Source organism: Streptomyces sp. NPDC057249 (assembly GCF_042669245.1).
Lineage (GTDB): Bacteria > Actinomycetota > Actinomycetes > Streptomycetales > Streptomycetaceae > Streptomyces.
This window is the reverse complement of sequence record NZ_JBHUXS010000031.1, coordinates 41,603-57,080: the sequence shown is the minus strand read 5'-3', so window position 1 is coordinate 57,080 and position 15,478 is coordinate 41,603. Positions and strand designations below refer to the sequence as shown.

Here is a 15,478-nt window from a genome sequence, read left to right as displayed (position 1 = left end):
CTACTACCTCAAGAAGCGCGGCGAAGGGCTGTTGCACACCCAGGCCCTGCTCTCGCTCGCCCGACGGCGAGTCGACGTGCTCTGGGCGATGCTGCTTGACAAGAGGCTGTTCACCTCCGCCCCACCGGTCACGCAGACGGCTTGACTTCATCATTGAGATTCCTCACGCGAGGGGGTGTGGGACAGGGACGGGCGGCCGCCGGGTGCGGCCGCCCGTCCCACGGGTCCCGGTGTCGGTCAGGCGTTCCAGACACCGCTGGCGGCGGCGTCCCGGGCGAAGTCGGCGAAGTCCTTCGGCTTGCGGCCGGTGGCCTCCTCGACCCCGTGCACGAGGTGGGCGTTGCGGCCGTCGAGGATCAGCCCGAACAGGTCGGCGAACTCGACGGGCAGCCCGTTCTCCTCAAGGGCCTGCCGGTACTCGTCGACGCTCACGGGGATGTACGTGATCGTGCGGCCGGTCGCCTTGCCCAGCTCCTGGGCGATGTCGCCGAAGCTGAGCAGACGCGGACCGGACAGCTCGTACGTCTTGCCGATGTGCTTGTCGTCGGTGAGCGCGGCGACGGCGACGTCCGCGATGTCGTCGGCGTCCACGAAAGGTTCCACCGCGTCCCCGGTCGGCAGGACGATCTCGCCGGCCATGACCAGGTCGTGGAAGAAGCTCTCGCTGAAGTTCTGGTTGAACCAGCTGGCGCGGACGACGGTCCAGTCCGCGCCCGACTCCTTCACCTTGTCCTCGCTGACGACCGCGCCTTCCTCACCGCGGCCGGACAGCAGCACCAGGCGGCGCGCCCCCTTGGCGACGGCGGCCTTCGCGAACGCGCCGACGGTCTCGGCGGCCCCCGGGAAGGCCAGGTCGGGGTAGTAGGTGATGTAGACGGCGCTCACCCCGTCGAGGGCGGCGTCCCAGGTCGCGGGGTCCTCCCAGACGAAGGGGGGCGTGCCGGAGCGCGATCCGATGCGTACGGGGAGCCCTTTGGCGGACAGCCGTTCGGCGACCCGCCGCCCGGTCTTGCCCGTGCCGCCGATCACAAGGGTCGTGTTCGTCATGTTCGTCCCGTCTGTCGTGGCCTGCGTGGTGGTGTGGTGCTCGTCGTTCTCGTCATGAGGGAGTGGTCGCGTGCGGATGGTGGTGGGGGTCCGCACGGTGGCGGCGGTGGCGGCGCTCTCCGGTGGGGGGTGGCTGCGGAAGGTCCGTCGGGTACGGCCTTCATCCGCAGCGTAGGCAGCCCCTCGCCGCACGAGCCACGTCACCGGGCCTCGTCTCTAGCGGTTCTCCAGGGGGTCTCTGGGCGATCACCTCGGACGGTGGCGGGTTCAGTAGCGGTAGTGGTCGGGCTTGTACGGGCCTTCGACCTCGACACCGATGTACGCCGCCTGCTCCGGGCGCAGGGTCGTGAGCTTGACGCCGAGCGCGTCGAGGTGGAGCCGGGCGACCTTCTCGTCCAGGTGCTTGGGCAGCACGTAGACGTCGGTCGGGTACTCCTCGGGCTTCGTGAACAGCTCGATCTGCGCCAGCGTCTGGTCCGCGAACGAGTTCGACATCACGAAGGAGGGGTGACCCGTCGCGTTGCCCAGATTCAGCAGACGGCCCTCGGAGAGCACGATCAGGACCTTCCCCTCCGGGAACGTCCACGTGTGGACCTGCGGCTTGACCTCGTCCTTGACGATGCCCTCGATCCTCGCCAGGCCCGCCATGTCGATCTCGTTGTCGAAGTGACCGATGTTCCCCACGATCGCCTGGTGCTTCATCCGGGCCATGTCCGAGGCCATGATGATGTCCTTGTTGCCCGTCGTCGTGACGAAGATGTCCGCCTGCTCCACCACATCATCCAAGGTGGCGACCTGGTAGCCGTCCATCGCCGCCTGGAGGGCGCAGATGGGGTCGATCTCGGTGATGATCACGCGGGCGCCCTGGCCCCGGAGGGATTCCGCGCAGCCCTTGCCCACGTCCCCGTAACCGCACACCACCGCCGTCTTCCCCCCGATCAGGACATCGGTGGCGCGGTTGATGCCGTCGATCAAGGAGTGGCGGCAGCCGTACTTGTTGTCGAACTTCGACTTCGTCACCGCGTCGTTCACATTGATCGCGGGGAACAGCAGAGTGCCGTCGCGGTGCATCTCGTACAGACGGTGCACACCCGTCGTGGTCTCCTCCGTCACACCACGGATCTCCGACGCCAGCTGCGTCCACTTCCGCGGCGACTCACCCAGCGTCCGGTTCAGCAGCGTCAGGATGTGCGCGTACTCCTCGCTGTCCGCCGTCGCAGGGTCCGGAACCGCACCCGCCTTCTCGAACTCGACGCCCTTGTGCACCAGGAGGGTGGCATCCCCGCCGTCGTCCAGAATCATGTTCGGACCGCCGGTCGGGGTGTCCGGCCAGGTCAGGGCCTGCTCCGTGCACCACCAGTACTCCTCCAGCGACTCCCCCTTCCACGCGAACACAGGCACACCCGCCGGCGCCTCGGGAGTCCCCTCCGGACCGACCGCGATCGCCGCGGCCGCATGGTCCTGGGTGGAGAAGATGTTGCACGACGCCCAGCGCACCTGCGCACCAAGCGCCACCAGCGTCTCGATCAGCACCGCCGTCTGCACCGTCATGTGCAGCGAACCGGTGATACGAGCACCCGCCAGCGGCTGCGCCGCGGCGTACTCCTTACGGATCGACATCAGACCGGGCATCTCATGCTCGGCAAGCGTGATCTCCTTCCGCCCGAAAGCGGCAAGAGAAAGATCGGCGACCTTGAAATCAATGGTCTCAACTGGCATGGAGGCTCCTAGTGCTCATGACGTTGCGGTGGATGTCGAGGGTCGCCGTTGATTTGTTCAGCGTGATGTAGTGCAGGCCGGGGGCGCCTTCGGCGAGCAGCCGGTCGGCCATCAGCGTCGCGTGGGAGACGCCGATCTCGTACGCGATGTCCGGCCGGTGCTGCGCGGCTTCCAGGCGGTGGGCCAGGTCCTCGGGAAAGGCGGCGTCGGAGAGTTCCGCGAAGCGGCGGATCTGCCGGACGTCGGTGGCCGGCATGATCTCCGGGATGATCGGAGTGGTGCAGCCGGCCGCCGCCACCCGGTCCCGCAGCCGCAGGTAGTCCTCCACGTCGAAGAACATCTGCGTGATGGCGTAGTCGGCGCCGGCGCGGCACTTGGCGACGAAGTGCCGGATGTCGCTGTCCCAGTCGGGCGAGCGCGGGTGCCGCTCGGGGAAGGCGGCGACCCCGATGGTGAAGTCCCCCAGCGAGCGGACCAGCTCGACCAGCTGGTAGGCGTGCCGGAAGCCGTCCGGGTGCGCGGTCCACTCCCCCTTGGGGTCGCCGGGCGGATCGCCCCGCAGGACCAGTACGTCCCGCACCCCGGCGTCCGCGTACTGGCCGATGATGTGCCGGAGCTCGGCCACCGAGTGGCCGACGGCGGTCAGATGGGCGACGGGCCGCAGGGTCGTCTCGGTGACCAGGCGCTTCGTGACGTCGATGGTGCGGTCCCTGGACGACCCGCCCGCGCCGTAGGTGACGGAGACGAAGTCGGGGCCCAGCGGTTCCAGGCGGCGGATGGCCTGCCACAGGGTCCGCTCGCCCTGGACCGTGCGGGGCGGGAAGAACTCGAAGGAGTACGTCGGACGGTCCGTGACCAGGCCCATCACCGGCCACCCCCGGCCCGGCCCGCGTTGAAGTACGACGCCTCGGGGTGGTGGACGACGATGGCGTCCGTCGACTGTTCCGGGTGGAGCTGGAACTCCTCGGACAGGTGGACGCCGATCCGCTCCGGCCGCAGCAGGTCCGCGATCTTGGCGCGGTCCTCCAGGTCGGGGCAGGCCGGGTAGCCCAGCGAGTAGCGGCAGCCCTGGTACTCGGTGCGCAGCATGCCGTCCAGGCCGTCGGGTTCGCGGTCGGCGATCCCGAGTCCGGCGCGGACGCGCGCGTGCCAGTACTCGGCCAGCGCCTCCGCCAGCTGCACGGAGAGCCCGTGAAGTTCGAGGTAGTCGCGGTACGAGCCGGAGGCGAACAGCTCCGCGGTGGCCTCGCCGATCTTCGAGCCGACGGTCACGATCTGGAGCCCGACCACATCCGTCTCGCCGGACTCCTCGGGCCGGAAGAAGTCCGCCAGGCACAGGCGGCGCCCGCGCGGCTGGCGGGGGAAGGTGAACCGGGTCCGCTCGTGCCCGTTCTCGTCCAGGATGATCAGGTCGTCGCCCTTGGACACGCACGGGAAGTAGCCGTGCACGACAGCCGCTTCGAGCAGGTTCTCCGTACGCAGCCGGTCCAGCCACATCCGCAGCCTCGGCCGGCCCTCCGCCTCGATCGCGTCGCCCTTCAGCCCCCACTGGCCCTTGAACAGGGCGGCCTCGTCCAGCCAGGAGGTGTACTCCCTGTGCGGGATGCCCTTGACGACCCGGCTGCCCCAGAACGGCGGGGCGGGGACCAGGTTGTCGACGGCGACGTCCGACCGGCCGACGTCCGCCGGCTCCTCGGACTGCGGCTCCCTCAGCGGCACGCGGCGCTGCTTGAGCGGGGGCAGCGTGGCGCCGGGGACGCCGCGCTTGACGGCGATGAGCGCGTCCATCAGGCGCAGGCCCTCGAAGGCGTCGCGGGCGTAGCGCACCTCGCCCTCGTAGATCTCGTGCAGGTCCTGCTCGACGTAGGCGCGGGTGAGCGCGGCGCCGCCGAGGATGACCGGGTAGTCGGCGGCCAGCTTGCGCTGGTTCAGCTCCTCCAGGTTCTCCTTCATGATCACCGTGGACTTCACGAGGAGGCCGGACATCCCGATGACGTCCGCCCGGTGCTCCACCGCCGCGTCGAGGATGGCCGAAACGGGCTGCTTGATGCCCAGGTTGACCACGTTGTAGCCGTTGTTGGAGAGGATGATGTCGACCAGGTTCTTGCCGATGTCGTGGACGTCGCCGCGGACGGTCGCCAGCACGATGGTGCCCTTGCCCTCCTCACCCTCGGCCCGCTCCATGTGCGGTTCCAGATACGCCACCGCGGCCTTCATGACCTCGGCGGACTGGAGGACGAACGGCAGCTGCATCTGGCCGGAGCCGAACAGCTCGCCCACGACCTTCATGCCGTCCAGCAGCGTCTCGTTGACGATGTCCAGGGCCTTGCGGGTGGTCAGCGCCTCGGCGAGGTCGTCCTCCAGGCCGTTCTTCTCGCCGTCGATGATGCGCCGCTGAAGCCGCTCGTCGAGCGGGAGGGCGGCCAGTTCCTCGGCCTTCCCCTCCTTCAGGGACTTCATGTTGACGCCCTCGAACAGCTCCATCAGCTTCTGCAAGGGGTCGTAGCCCTCGGCGCGCCGGTCGTAGACCAGGTCGAGTGCGACCTTGACCTGCTCCTCCTCCAGCCGGGCGATCGGCAGGATCTTCGACGCGTGCACGATCGCCGAATCCAGCCCGGCCTTCACGCACTCGTCCAGGAAGACCGAGTTCAGCACGACCCGGGCGGCCGGGTTCAGGCCGAAGGAGATGTTCGACAGGCCCAGCGTCGTCTGCACGTCCGGGTGACGCTTCTTCAGCTCCCGGATCGCCTCGATCGTGGCGACCCCGTCCTTGCGCGACTCCTCCTGACCCGTGCAGATCGTGAACGTCAGCGTGTCGATGAGGATGTCCGACTCGCGGATGCCCCAGGTGCCCGTCAGATCCGCGATGAGCCGCTCGGCGATGGCGACCTTGTGCTCGGCGGTGCGGGCCTGGCCCTCCTCGTCGATCGTCAGCGCGATCAACGCGGCACCGTGCTCCGCCGCCAGTCGCGTGACCTTGGCGAACCGCGACTCCGGCCCGTCCCCGTCCTCGTAGTTCACCGAGTTGACGACGGCCCGCCCGCCCAGCCGTTCCAGGCCGGCCCGCAACACGTCCACCTCGGTGGAGTCCAGCACGATCGGCAGCGTCGACGCGGTCCCGAGCCGCCCCGCCAGCTCGTCCATGTCGGCGACGCCGTCGCGCCCCACGTAGTCCACGCACAGGTCGAGCATGTGCGCGCCCTCGCGGACCTGGTCGCGGGCCATCTCCACGCAGTCGTCCCAGCGGCCTTCGAGCATCGCCTCGCGGAACTTCCTGGACCCGTTGGCGTTCGTACGCTCACCGATCGCCAGGTACGCCGTGTCCTGACGGAACGGCACCGTCTGGTAGAGCGACGCCGCGCCCGGCTCCGGCTGCGGGGCCCGGTCCGGCGGCACGACGCCCCGCACCCGCTCCACCACGGCCCGCAGGTGGTCCGGCGTCGTCCCGCAGCAGCCGCCCACCAGCGACAGGGCGTAGTCCCGTACGAACGACTCCTGCGCGTCCGCCAGGCCGTCCGGCCCGAGCGGGAAGGAGGCGCCGTCCGCGCCCAGCACGGGCAGACCCGCGTTGGGCATGCACATCAGCGGGGTCGCCGAGTGGCGGGCCAGGTGGCGCAGGTGCTCGGTCATCTCGGCCGGGCCGGTCGAGCAGTTCAGGCCGATGAGGTCGATGCCCAGCGGCTCCAGGACCGTGAGCGCCGCGCCGATGTCCGAGCCGAGGAGCATCGTCCCGGTCGTCTCGAAGGCGAGCGAGCAGATCAGCGGGACCCGGACCCCCGTCGCGTCCATCGCGCGGCGTGCGCCGACCAGACCGGCTCTGGTCTGGAGGAGGTCCTGCGTCGTCTCCACGATCAGCGCGTCGGCGCCCCCGGCGATCAGACCCTCGGCGTTCGCCTGGAAGCCGTCCCGGATCGTGGCGTACCGGATGTGACCGAGCGAGGGCAGCTTGGTGCCGGGCCCCATGGAGCCGAGGACCCAGCGCTGCTCGCCGGTGGACGCGGTGAACGCGTCGGCGGCCTCGCGGGCGATGCGCGCCCCGGCCTCGGACAGCTCGTGGACCCGCTCGGGGATGTCGTACTCGCCGAGCGCCGCGTGGTTGGCCCCGAAGGTGTTCGTCTCGACGCAGTCCACGCCCGCCCCGAAGTACGCGTCGTGGACGGAGCGCACGATGTCGGGGCGGGTCACGTTGAGGACCTCGTTGCACCCCTCCAGCTGCTGGAAGTCCTCCAGAGTCGGGTCCTGCGCCTGGAGCATGGTGCCCATCGCGCCGTCGGCCACCACCACGCGGGTGGCGAGCGCGTCCCGGAGCGCGGCGACCCGCTCCGCCGCGGTCATGACGCACCGCCCAGGACGGGGGCGAGCGCGGACGCCGCCTCGGAGCCGTACTGCCGCCGCAGGATGTCCAGCAGGCGGCCGGGCTCCGGCTCGTACGACTGGGAGCCCACGGCGCCCAGGGCCAGCGAGGCGACCGCGCAGCCCAGTTGCGCCGCCTGCTCCGGGGCGGCTCCCCGGACGGTGGCGGCGAGGAAGCCGGAGCGGAACGCGTCGCCCACCCCGGTCGGGTCGGCCGTCCCGACGCCCGCGATGCCCGGCACGGTCAGGGCGGGGGCGCCCGCGCTCTCGATGCGGGCGCCCCGCGCGCCGAGCGTGGTGACCCAGGTGCCGACGCGGCCCAGCACGTCGTCGCGGTCCCAGGAGGCGCGTTCCAGCAGGAGCGCCGCCTCGTACTCGTTGGTGAACAGCCACCGGGCGCCGTCGACCAGCTCGCGCACCTCGTCGCCGCCGAGGCGGGCGAGCTGCTGGGAGGGGTCGGCGGCGAAGGGGACGCCGAGGGTCCGGCAGGCCGCGGTGTGCCGCAGCATGGCGGCCGGGTCGTCGGGGGCGACGAGGACGAAGCCGACGCCGCCGGCCCGGGCCGCCTCCGCCGCCAGGTCGATCTCCCGGGCCTCCGCCATGGCGCCCGCGTAGAACGCCGCGATCTGGTTGTCGTCCTGGTCGGTGATGCACGAGAAACGGGCGGTCTGCCGCTCGTCGCTCACGCGCACCCCACCGGTGTCGACCCCGTGCTCCTTGAGCCACACCTCGTACGTGGCGAAGTCGCTGCCGACGGCACCGACCAGCAGCGGCTCCAGCCCGAGCGAGCCGAGTCCGAAGGCGATGTTGGCCGCCACTCCGCCGCGCCGCACCTCCAGGTCGTCCACCAGGAACGAGAGCGACACATGGGCGAGCTGGTCGGCGATGAGCTGGTCCGCGAACCGGCCCGGGAAGACCATCAGGTGGTCGGTGGCGATGGAGCCTGTCACCGCGATACGCATACGAATCCCTGTCCCTCTCGACTGGGCCGGTGGACGCCGGTCAGAGACCGGCGGCGGCCTTGAGCTGCTCGACGCGGTCGGTGCGCTCCCAGGTGAAGTCCGGCAGTTCGCGGCCGAAGTGCCCGTAGGCGGCGGTCTGCCGGTAGATGGGGCGCAGCAGGTCCAGGTCGCGGATGACGGCGGCCGGGCGCAGGTCGAAGACCTCGCGGATGGCGCTCTCGATCCGGGCCTGGGCGACCTTCGCGGTGCCGAAGGTCTCCACGAAGAGACCGACCGGTTCGGCCTTGCCGATCGCGTACGCGACCTGCACCTCGCAGCGGGTGGCGAGGCCGGCGGCGACGACGTTCTTGGCGACCCAGCGGGTCGCGTACGCCGCCGAGCGGTCGACCTTCGAGGGGTCCTTGCCGGAGAAGGCGCCGCCGCCGTGCCGGGCGTAGCCCCCGTACGTGTCGATGATGATCTTGCGGCCGGTGAGGCCGGCGTCGCCCATCGGGCCGCCGATCTCGAAGCGGCCGGTCGGGTTGACCAGCAGCCGGTAGTCGTCGGTCTCCAGCTTGATGCCCTCGTCGGCGAGTTCGTTCAGGACGTGCTCCACGACGTGCTCGCGGATGTCGGGGGCGAGCAGGCCCTCGAGGTCGATGTCCGCGGCGTGCTGGCTGGAGACGACGACGGTGTCCAGGCGCACCGGGCGGCTGCCCAGGTAGCCGATCGTCACCTGGGTCTTGCCGTCGGGGCGCAGGTAGGGGACGGTGCCGTTCTTGCGGACCTCGGTGAGACGGCGCGAGAGCCGGTGCGACAGGTCGATCGGCAGCGGCATCAGGCTCGGCGTCTCGTCGCACGCGTAGCCGAACATCAGCCCCTGGTCGCCGGCGCCCTGCTGGTCGAGCGCGTCGTCGCCGGAGCCGTCGACGCGCTTCTCGTACGCCGTGTCGACGCCCTGCGCGATGTCCGGGGACTGCGCGCCGATGGAGACGGAGACCCCGCAGGAGGTGCCGTCGAAGCCCTTGGCGGAGGAGTCGTAACCGATGTCGAGGATGGTCTCGCGCACGATGCCCGGCACGTCCGCGTACGCCGACGTCGTCACCTCGCCCGCGATGTGGACCTGCCCGGTCGTGATCAGGGTCTCCACCGCGACGCGGGAACCCGGGTCCTGCGCGAGGAGCGCGTCCAGGATCGCGTCGCTGATCTGGTCGGCGATCTTGTCGGGGTGTCCCTCGGTCACGGACTCCGAGGTGAACAGACGTGTCGTCATGACTCTCCTGAGGTGTGAGGTGGGGCGGTTGGCGTGACCGCGGCGGTCACCGGGTGCGGCGGACCACCGCTTCGAGGATGTGGGCGAAGCCCCCGGCCGGCGTCGCGGTGCCGGTGAGGACCACTCCGGGCGGCCTGCCTCCGGCCGCGACGAGTTGCCCGGCGAGCGCGTAGGCGCGCTCGCCGCCCCCGCAGAACGCGCCGAGCACGAGCGGGCCGCCGAGGTCGGCCAGCGCCCCCACGACGGCCTCGGCGGCCGGGGCGGAGGCGTCCGCGTACGGCGGCGGCCGCAGCAGCACCACGGCCTCCGGCCCCCGGTAGGCGTAGGCGACCCGGGTCAGCGCGGACAGCGGGGTCCCCGGCGCCCGGACCAGGCAGACGGTGCCGGTGCCGGGGCGCGCGGCGGGGCGCAGCTCCGTCAGGGCGGCCGCGCGCCGGGTGCCGGGCCGCCCGCGCGGCGTCCGGTCCGGCGGTCCCGCGAGGAGCGCGAGCGCCCCGCCGACCGTCGTCGCGGGCGTCGCCGTGCGCGGCAGTTCGCGCAGGGCGTGCGCGGTCCTGGTGAGCAGGTCCTCGGCCTGGGCGAGGCCCGTCCCGAGGCAGGTGGCGGTGAGCACGAGGCCCCCCTCGTCGTCCCGGTGGGCGACGAGCGTGAACGGGAACCCGGTGCGCGCCCCGAGCGTCTCGGGGGTGCTGACGCGGACGCCCAGCGCGCCGAGCGCCGGTGCCAGGTCGCCGGGCGGGCGCGGCCGGTTCTCGAAGACGACGAGGCTGCCGGTGCGCGGGACGGCGGCCGGCGCGGCGGGGCCGCCGGGGCGGGTCCAGGACCGGATGCGCCCTTGCGACACCCACTCGTACCCGGACACGTCCAGGGCCTGGTCGCGCAGCCGGGCCGGGAGTTCGGCGAGCGGGGCGTACGGGTTGACGCCCGCGGTCATCGGCAGCGGGTTGCGCAGGGCGGCGGGCAGCCGTTCGACGCCGTCGAGGAGGATGCCCCGGCCGGAGACCGCCGCGCTGAAGCTGATGTCGGCCGCGCCCTCGTGGCCGCCGGCCCGGTAGAGGGCCAGCGCCCACACGGCGTGCAGGACGCTGCTCTCCGGGCAGCCGAGGCCCCCCGCCCACGCGGCGAGCCGTTCGCTCTCCTCGGGCGTGATCCGGGTGCGGACCTGGCCGGCGCCGGCGCCGGCGGGCGGGAACGTGGCGGGGCCGGGCGGGGCGTCGCGCCAGAACGCGCGGGCCGGGGCGGTGTCCTGGGCCGCGAGCCAGCGCGTGTAGTCGCCGAGGTCGGGGCGGCGGGTGCCGCCGGGCAGCTCACCGCCCGCCAGGTAGGCGCGGTAGAACTCGTGCAGCAGCAGCCGCACGCTCCAGTCGTCGAGGAGCGCCGGGTGGAAGCTCAGCAGGACGCGGGTGCTGCCCGCCGCGTCCGGGCCGCCGCCCAGGAAGGTGACGCGCAGCGGTCCCGGGCGGCGCGGATCGAGGCCCCGGCGCCGGTCGGCCTCGACCAGCGCGTGCCAGTCCACGCTGCCGAGCGGGAAGCGCAGCACTTCGGGTCCCGCGCCCTCGTGGCAGACGATCCACGGCTCGGGCCCCTCCTCGAAGGCGGCCCGCAGCACGCTCTCCCGTTCGGCGACGGACTGCCAGGCGGCGGCGAGCCGTTCCGGGTCGAGCGGCCCGTACCAGCTGACCGCGAGCTGTTCGCACCAGCCCTCGGTACCGGGGTGCGCGTCCGCGTCCGCGAGGAGTTCCCGTTGCAGCGGCGTCGGCTCGACCCGGGGCGCGGGTCCGGGTCCGCTCTCCGTGACGGTGAGCAGGTCCGCGAAGAGTCCGGCCGGGAAGGGCGCGTCGCCGGCCGGAGGCCCGTCCGGGGTCAGGTGCAGGGTGTGGTGCCCGTCATCGGCGGGTTCCAGGTGCGGCTGCCAGGAGGGGGCGGGGCGCGTACCGAGCCGGCCCAGGCGGTCGAGGGCGGCCTCGACGCGGTGCGGGTCCACGGGGCCGCGCAGCTCCAGGAGGGGCGGTGCGGCCGGGTCCCGGCCCTGGTCCGTGAGGTCGAGGACGACGGTCATCGGGCCGCCGGGGGTGGCCCGGGCGGGGGTGGTGTGCGAGGAGTGGTCGGTGGTCATCGTCCTGCGGGGCACGCATGCGGGAGCGCGGCGGACCGGCTGTGGCGCGCATGCGGGAGACCCCCTCCCTCCCCTCTGTCGGCGAATGCGGAACGAGTATGCGAGGGCCCGCCCACACAGCACCGACACGGCACTGACACGGCGGTGGTCCGGTGGTGGGGCGCCGCGGTCCCGCGCGGTTCCGTCGGGGAGGCGACCGGGTCCGTACCGTACGCGGGCGTGCGAAGGCCCCGCGTCTTCCTCCAGCGGGACTGGACGCGGGGCCGAGCGGGACACGATGTCAGCCGAGGAGTTCGGTGACCGCCCCCGCGAAACCCGTGTCGAGCATGGTGCGGACCGTCGTGTCCGGGGAGGCGGCCAGGCCGGTGTCGTGGCACGCGACGCTGAGCATGTACCGGCCGCCCAGGACCCGGTGGGTGGCGAACGCCCAGTCGCCGTCGGCGGCGGGCCGGCCGTCGGGCGCGAGCAGTTCGCCGCCGCCCTCGGCGAAGCCGAACTCGGTGAAGTCGAGTCGCAGTCCCTGCCCGAGCGCTTTGGTGTACGCCTCCTTGAGCGTCCACAGGCGCAGCAGCCGCGCCGCCCGCTCCCCCTCCGGGAGGTGTTCCAGCGCCTCGCGTTCGGCGGGCGTCAGCACGTGCCCCTGGAGCAGGTCGTACGACATGGGCCGGGTGGCGGGTTCGACGTCGACGCCGATCCGGCCGTTGCGGCTGATGCCGACGGCGATCATGTCCTCGGTGTGCGTGAGGCTCACGTCGATCTGGTCGAGGCTGCGCAGGTACGGCCGGCCGCCGATCCGGTACGCGAGGTCGAGCTCGGCCGGTCCGGTGCGCAGGGCTGCCGCCGCCGTGTACTTGGTGACGAGACGTGAGGCGAGGAACCGGAAGCGCAGCGTGGGGTCCTGGGTGCGGCGGTAGCGCTGCCAGTCGGCGCCGAGCAGTCGGCGCAGGGCCGGCTGGGTGACGGCCGCCCCCAGCCACTCGCCCCAGGTGGTGTGGACGACGGCGTTCCCGTGGCGGTCCATGGCCTCGCGCACCAGGTGCCAGGGCGCGCCGGGTCCCGCGACGTGGAGGGGTGCGCTGATCCGCCCGGCACCGGGCGCGGGGATGCTGGTCATGGCCTGCCTTCCTGACCGCTGGGGGTCACGGCGCGTACGGGAGCGCGTCGAGGTCGTGGCCCAGCCCCTCGGCGTGCCGGCGGACCAGCTCGTCGAGCACCTGGTCCTGGACGCCGTCGGGCAGGGCGGGCACGGGGATGCCGAGGCGCTGCCCGGCCCGGGTGAGGGCGAGCACGGCCCAGGCGGGGTCGGCGAGGAACGGGTCGGTGCCGTCCTGGCCCTCCCAGACGGCGAGCACGGCCGCGGCGCCGACGATCCGGCTGTAGCGGTCGCTGAGCCGGACGACGGCCGGGTCGGCGAGGGCGGAAGGGCCGGCCGGGATGCGGCGGCACTGGGCGCGCAGCCCGCGCAGCTCGGTGGCGAACGCCTCGGCGAGCCCGGCCAGCGCGCCGGTGTGCCCGCCGGCGTCGCGGAGCGGGGCGAGCCGTTCGGCGGTCGCGACGAGGGACGCGGCCATGAAGTCACCGCCGCCCGCGATGCCCAGGAGCCGGTAGTCCAGGTGGGGCAGCGCGGCGCCGGCGGAGAACAGCTCGGCGGGCGGCTCCGGTTCGGCGAACCAGGAACGTTCGGCGAGGCCGCGCAGCTGGGGCACGAGGACGGACTGGCAGGAGGCGCTTCCGGCGTGGCCGAGCCCGGCGACGGGCAGGTCGCGGCTGAGCTTGCCGAGCGCCCCGTACGCGGGGCTCGCGTGGTCGTAGCCGCGGGCGCCGAGGACCGTGGCGAGCTCTTCCAGGTTCTCCCGCAGCAGTTCGGGCACCACGTATTTGACGGCGGCGGCGAAGAGATGGGCGCTCGCGGGCAGCAGGCTCAGGGCGCGCAGGACGGTGGTGGACATCGCGTCGCAGGCCAGGAGGTCGGCGAAGACCCCGGTGAGCGGCTTGTGCCGGCGCCGGGCGACCCCGCTCGCGCGGCCCTCGGTCGCGGCGCGCACGGCGGAGTGCAGGACCGTTCCGGCGGCGGCCGTGACGAGCCCGCAGATCAGGCTGCGGTTCACCTGGAACGCGCGCAGGGCGATGCCGGCCCCGTCGCCGGGGTGCCCGACGAGCGCGTCCTCGGGCACGGGCAGCTCGGCGAACTCCAGGCCGGAGAAGAGGGCCCCGCGCATTCCGGAGCTCTCCACCCGGGGCAGGTGGCGCAGGTGTGCCGGGTCCTGTCCGGCCGGGTCGAGCAGCAGGACGGAATGGCTGCGCGGTCCCGGGGCCTCGTCGGTGCGGGCGTAGACGACGTGGCGGTCGGCGCGCGACGCGTTGAGGATGACGTCCTTGCGGCCGCTGATCCGGCGTCCGCCGGGGGCCGGGCGGGCGGTGAACTCGTGGCGCAGGATGGCGTTGGCGTGGGCGAGTTCGTGGTGCAGGATCGCGATCCGGCCACCACCGAGCAGCAGGCGGGCGGTGTCGCGGCGCTGCGGCTCGTCCCCGGCCGCCCACACGGCCCCCGCCGCGAACAGCGAGATGAGGCCGTGGCCCATGCCCAGCCCCAGGTCGCGCCGGAACACCGGCCGCACGGCCCGGGCCAGCAGATCGGCGCGGGTCAGCCGCCCGCCCAGGGCGACGGGCACGAATTCGGCTCCGATCCCTTCGTCGGTGAGCAGGGCCTCGGTCGCCTCGGGCGGGGTGCTGCGGGCGTCGGCGTCGAACAGGGCGGCGAACCCGTGCGGGTTGGCGGGGTCGTAGGGGTCGCCGAGCCGTGCTTCCAGGCGTCCGGCCCGGTCGAGGGCGTCCGCGTGCTCGCGGCCGGGGTCGGGGGCACGGCCGGGGGCGGCGGAAGAGAAGGCGGTGACGGGGGCGGGGCGCCCGGGGAACTCTGCGATGGTGGTCATGACGGCGGCGTCCGCCTCCTTCGTCGTACGGGCACGGGGTGCGGTGGGCGTGGCTCGACCCTGCGGGCGGCTGCTCGCGATCCGGTGGAGAACGGCTTGGGAACCGCTCCGGACGCCCGGGGACCGCGCACCGTCACAGCATGCGGATCGCGGTCTCCGCGTGGCGCTTCGCCAGGTGGAGCGTGGCCGTCGAGTTGCGGCCCAGCGCCTCGCGTACGTAACGGCGGGCCTCGGGGAGCCCGGCGCCCGCCCCCAGCACCCGTTCGACGGCGCTCTCACGGAGGACGACGGTGTGCTGGGAGACGACGGTGACACCGGTCGCGTCGGGCACCACGGACCACTCGCCGGTGTGCGCCTCCATCAGGGCGGGGGTGGCGGTCTGCTTGTAGACGATGCGCCCGGCGTGCGGGAAGCAGATGCGGACGGACTCGGTGGTGTGCGTGCTGCCGTCGGCGGTGACGGTGTCCATCGCCATGACCTGGACGCCGGGCGCCGGTTCGGTGAAGTCGAGGCGGGAGACGTGCGGGACCAGCTCGGGCCAGTCGCCGACGCGGTACAGGAAGTCGTACACCAGCTCCGCCGGCCCGTGGACGCGTACCGAGTCCTCAAAGGACAGGACGAGGTCGTCCAGGAGGGCCCAGCGCTCCGCGATCCCCTTCAGACTGGCCAGCTCCGCACGGGAGTTGGTGTCGCAGGCGGTCTCGACCCAGCGCACGTCCTCGAAGCGGTCCCCGGCCACGGTGAAGTCGTGCAGCAGGACCAGCCGGGTCCCTCCGCCGGGGCGCTCCTCGACGATCCAGGTGCCCTCCATGGTCTCGACCGGGGCCTGCGGCCGGGTCTGCCGGAAGGTGATGCGGCGCGCCGCCGGGTCCTGGGCCCGCTCGGAGAGCCAGGACCGCACGTCGCCGTTGGCGGTCGCCCACATGCGCAGCCGCTCGTCGCGGCCGTCGAACTCCAGCCGCTCCACGTGGACGTTGGGCGGGAAGAACAGCGGCCAGCGCTCGGCGTCCGCGATCAGCCCGTAGACGACGCCCGGCTGGGCGTCCACGTCGACACTGTGCCTCGTCCGGTGCACACGCACGTCCGACACCACACA

The 15,478-nt window shown here is 72.8% G+C and carries 10 protein-coding genes and 1 pseudogene; 1 reads left to right on the top strand and 10 read right to left on the bottom strand.

Annotated elements, in window-relative coordinates; genetic code table 11:
• Positions 1–145, top strand: a pseudogene (locus ACFUJY_RS34020) (IS110 family transposase); the annotation flags it as partial.
• A gap of 92 nt (positions 146–237) precedes the next feature.
• On the opposite strand, the gene ACFUJY_RS34015 reads toward ACFUJY_RS34020, so the two are convergent.
• The 10 genes from ACFUJY_RS34015 to ACFUJY_RS33970 form a co-directional block, all read right to left on the bottom strand.
• Entirely contained in the window at positions 238–1,047 is an 810-nt protein-coding gene (locus ACFUJY_RS34015) for an NmrA family NAD(P)-binding protein (protein ID WP_383306847.1), read from the bottom strand.
• A 267-nt stretch (positions 1,048–1,314) separates the two neighbouring features.
• On the bottom strand, positions 1,315–2,766 hold the full coding sequence (ahcY, locus tag ACFUJY_RS34010; RefSeq protein WP_383306846.1) for an adenosylhomocysteinase: 1,452 nt from the start codon (positions 2,764–2,766) through the stop codon (positions 1,315–1,317).
• Positions 2,756–3,631 carry a methylenetetrahydrofolate reductase [NAD(P)H] gene (metF, locus tag ACFUJY_RS34005; RefSeq protein WP_383306844.1) on the bottom strand — a complete coding sequence of 292 codons (876 nt, stop codon included), beginning with the start codon at positions 3,629–3,631 and terminating at the stop codon, positions 2,756–2,758. The genes ahcY and metF overlap by 11 nt, the downstream gene beginning before the upstream one ends.
• Positions 3,631–7,101, bottom strand: coding sequence for a methionine synthase (metH, locus tag ACFUJY_RS34000; protein ID WP_383306842.1), 3,471 nt, complete (start codon positions 7,099–7,101; stop codon positions 3,631–3,633). The genes metF and metH overlap by 1 nt, the downstream gene beginning before the upstream one ends.
• Positions 7,098–8,081, bottom strand: coding sequence for a carbohydrate kinase family protein (locus tag ACFUJY_RS33995; RefSeq protein ID WP_383306840.1), 984 nt, complete (start codon positions 8,079–8,081; stop codon positions 7,098–7,100). Before ACFUJY_RS33995 ends, metH begins: the two co-directional genes overlap by 4 nt.
• Before the next feature lie 40 nt (positions 8,082–8,121).
• A complete protein-coding gene (gene metK / locus ACFUJY_RS33990; RefSeq protein ID WP_383306838.1) occupies positions 8,122–9,333 on the bottom strand; it encodes a methionine adenosyltransferase in 1,212 nt (403 codons plus the stop codon).
• Between the two features lie 46 nt (positions 9,334–9,379).
• The gene (locus tag ACFUJY_RS33985; RefSeq protein WP_383306836.1) at positions 9,380–11,449 is read right to left on the bottom strand and encodes a condensation domain-containing protein; all 2,070 of its coding nucleotides are present in this window, start codon (positions 11,447–11,449) and stop codon (positions 9,380–9,382) included.
• A gap of 280 nt (positions 11,450–11,729) precedes the next feature.
• Positions 11,730–12,563 (bottom strand): 4'-phosphopantetheinyl transferase family protein, encoded by an 834-nt coding sequence (locus ACFUJY_RS33980; protein WP_383306834.1) that lies wholly within the window; start codon positions 12,561–12,563, stop codon positions 11,730–11,732.
• A gap of 25 nt (positions 12,564–12,588) precedes the next feature.
• Positions 12,589–14,382, bottom strand: a complete 1,794-nt coding sequence (locus tag ACFUJY_RS33975; RefSeq protein ID WP_383306832.1) for an acyl-CoA dehydrogenase — start codon at positions 14,380–14,382, stop codon at positions 12,589–12,591.
• A gap of 133 nt (positions 14,383–14,515) precedes the next feature.
• The gene (locus tag ACFUJY_RS33970; protein ID WP_383306830.1) at positions 14,516–15,472 is read right to left on the bottom strand and encodes an aromatase/cyclase; all 957 of its coding nucleotides are present in this window, start codon (positions 15,470–15,472) and stop codon (positions 14,516–14,518) included.
• Positions 15,473–15,478: the final 6 nt, after the last annotated feature.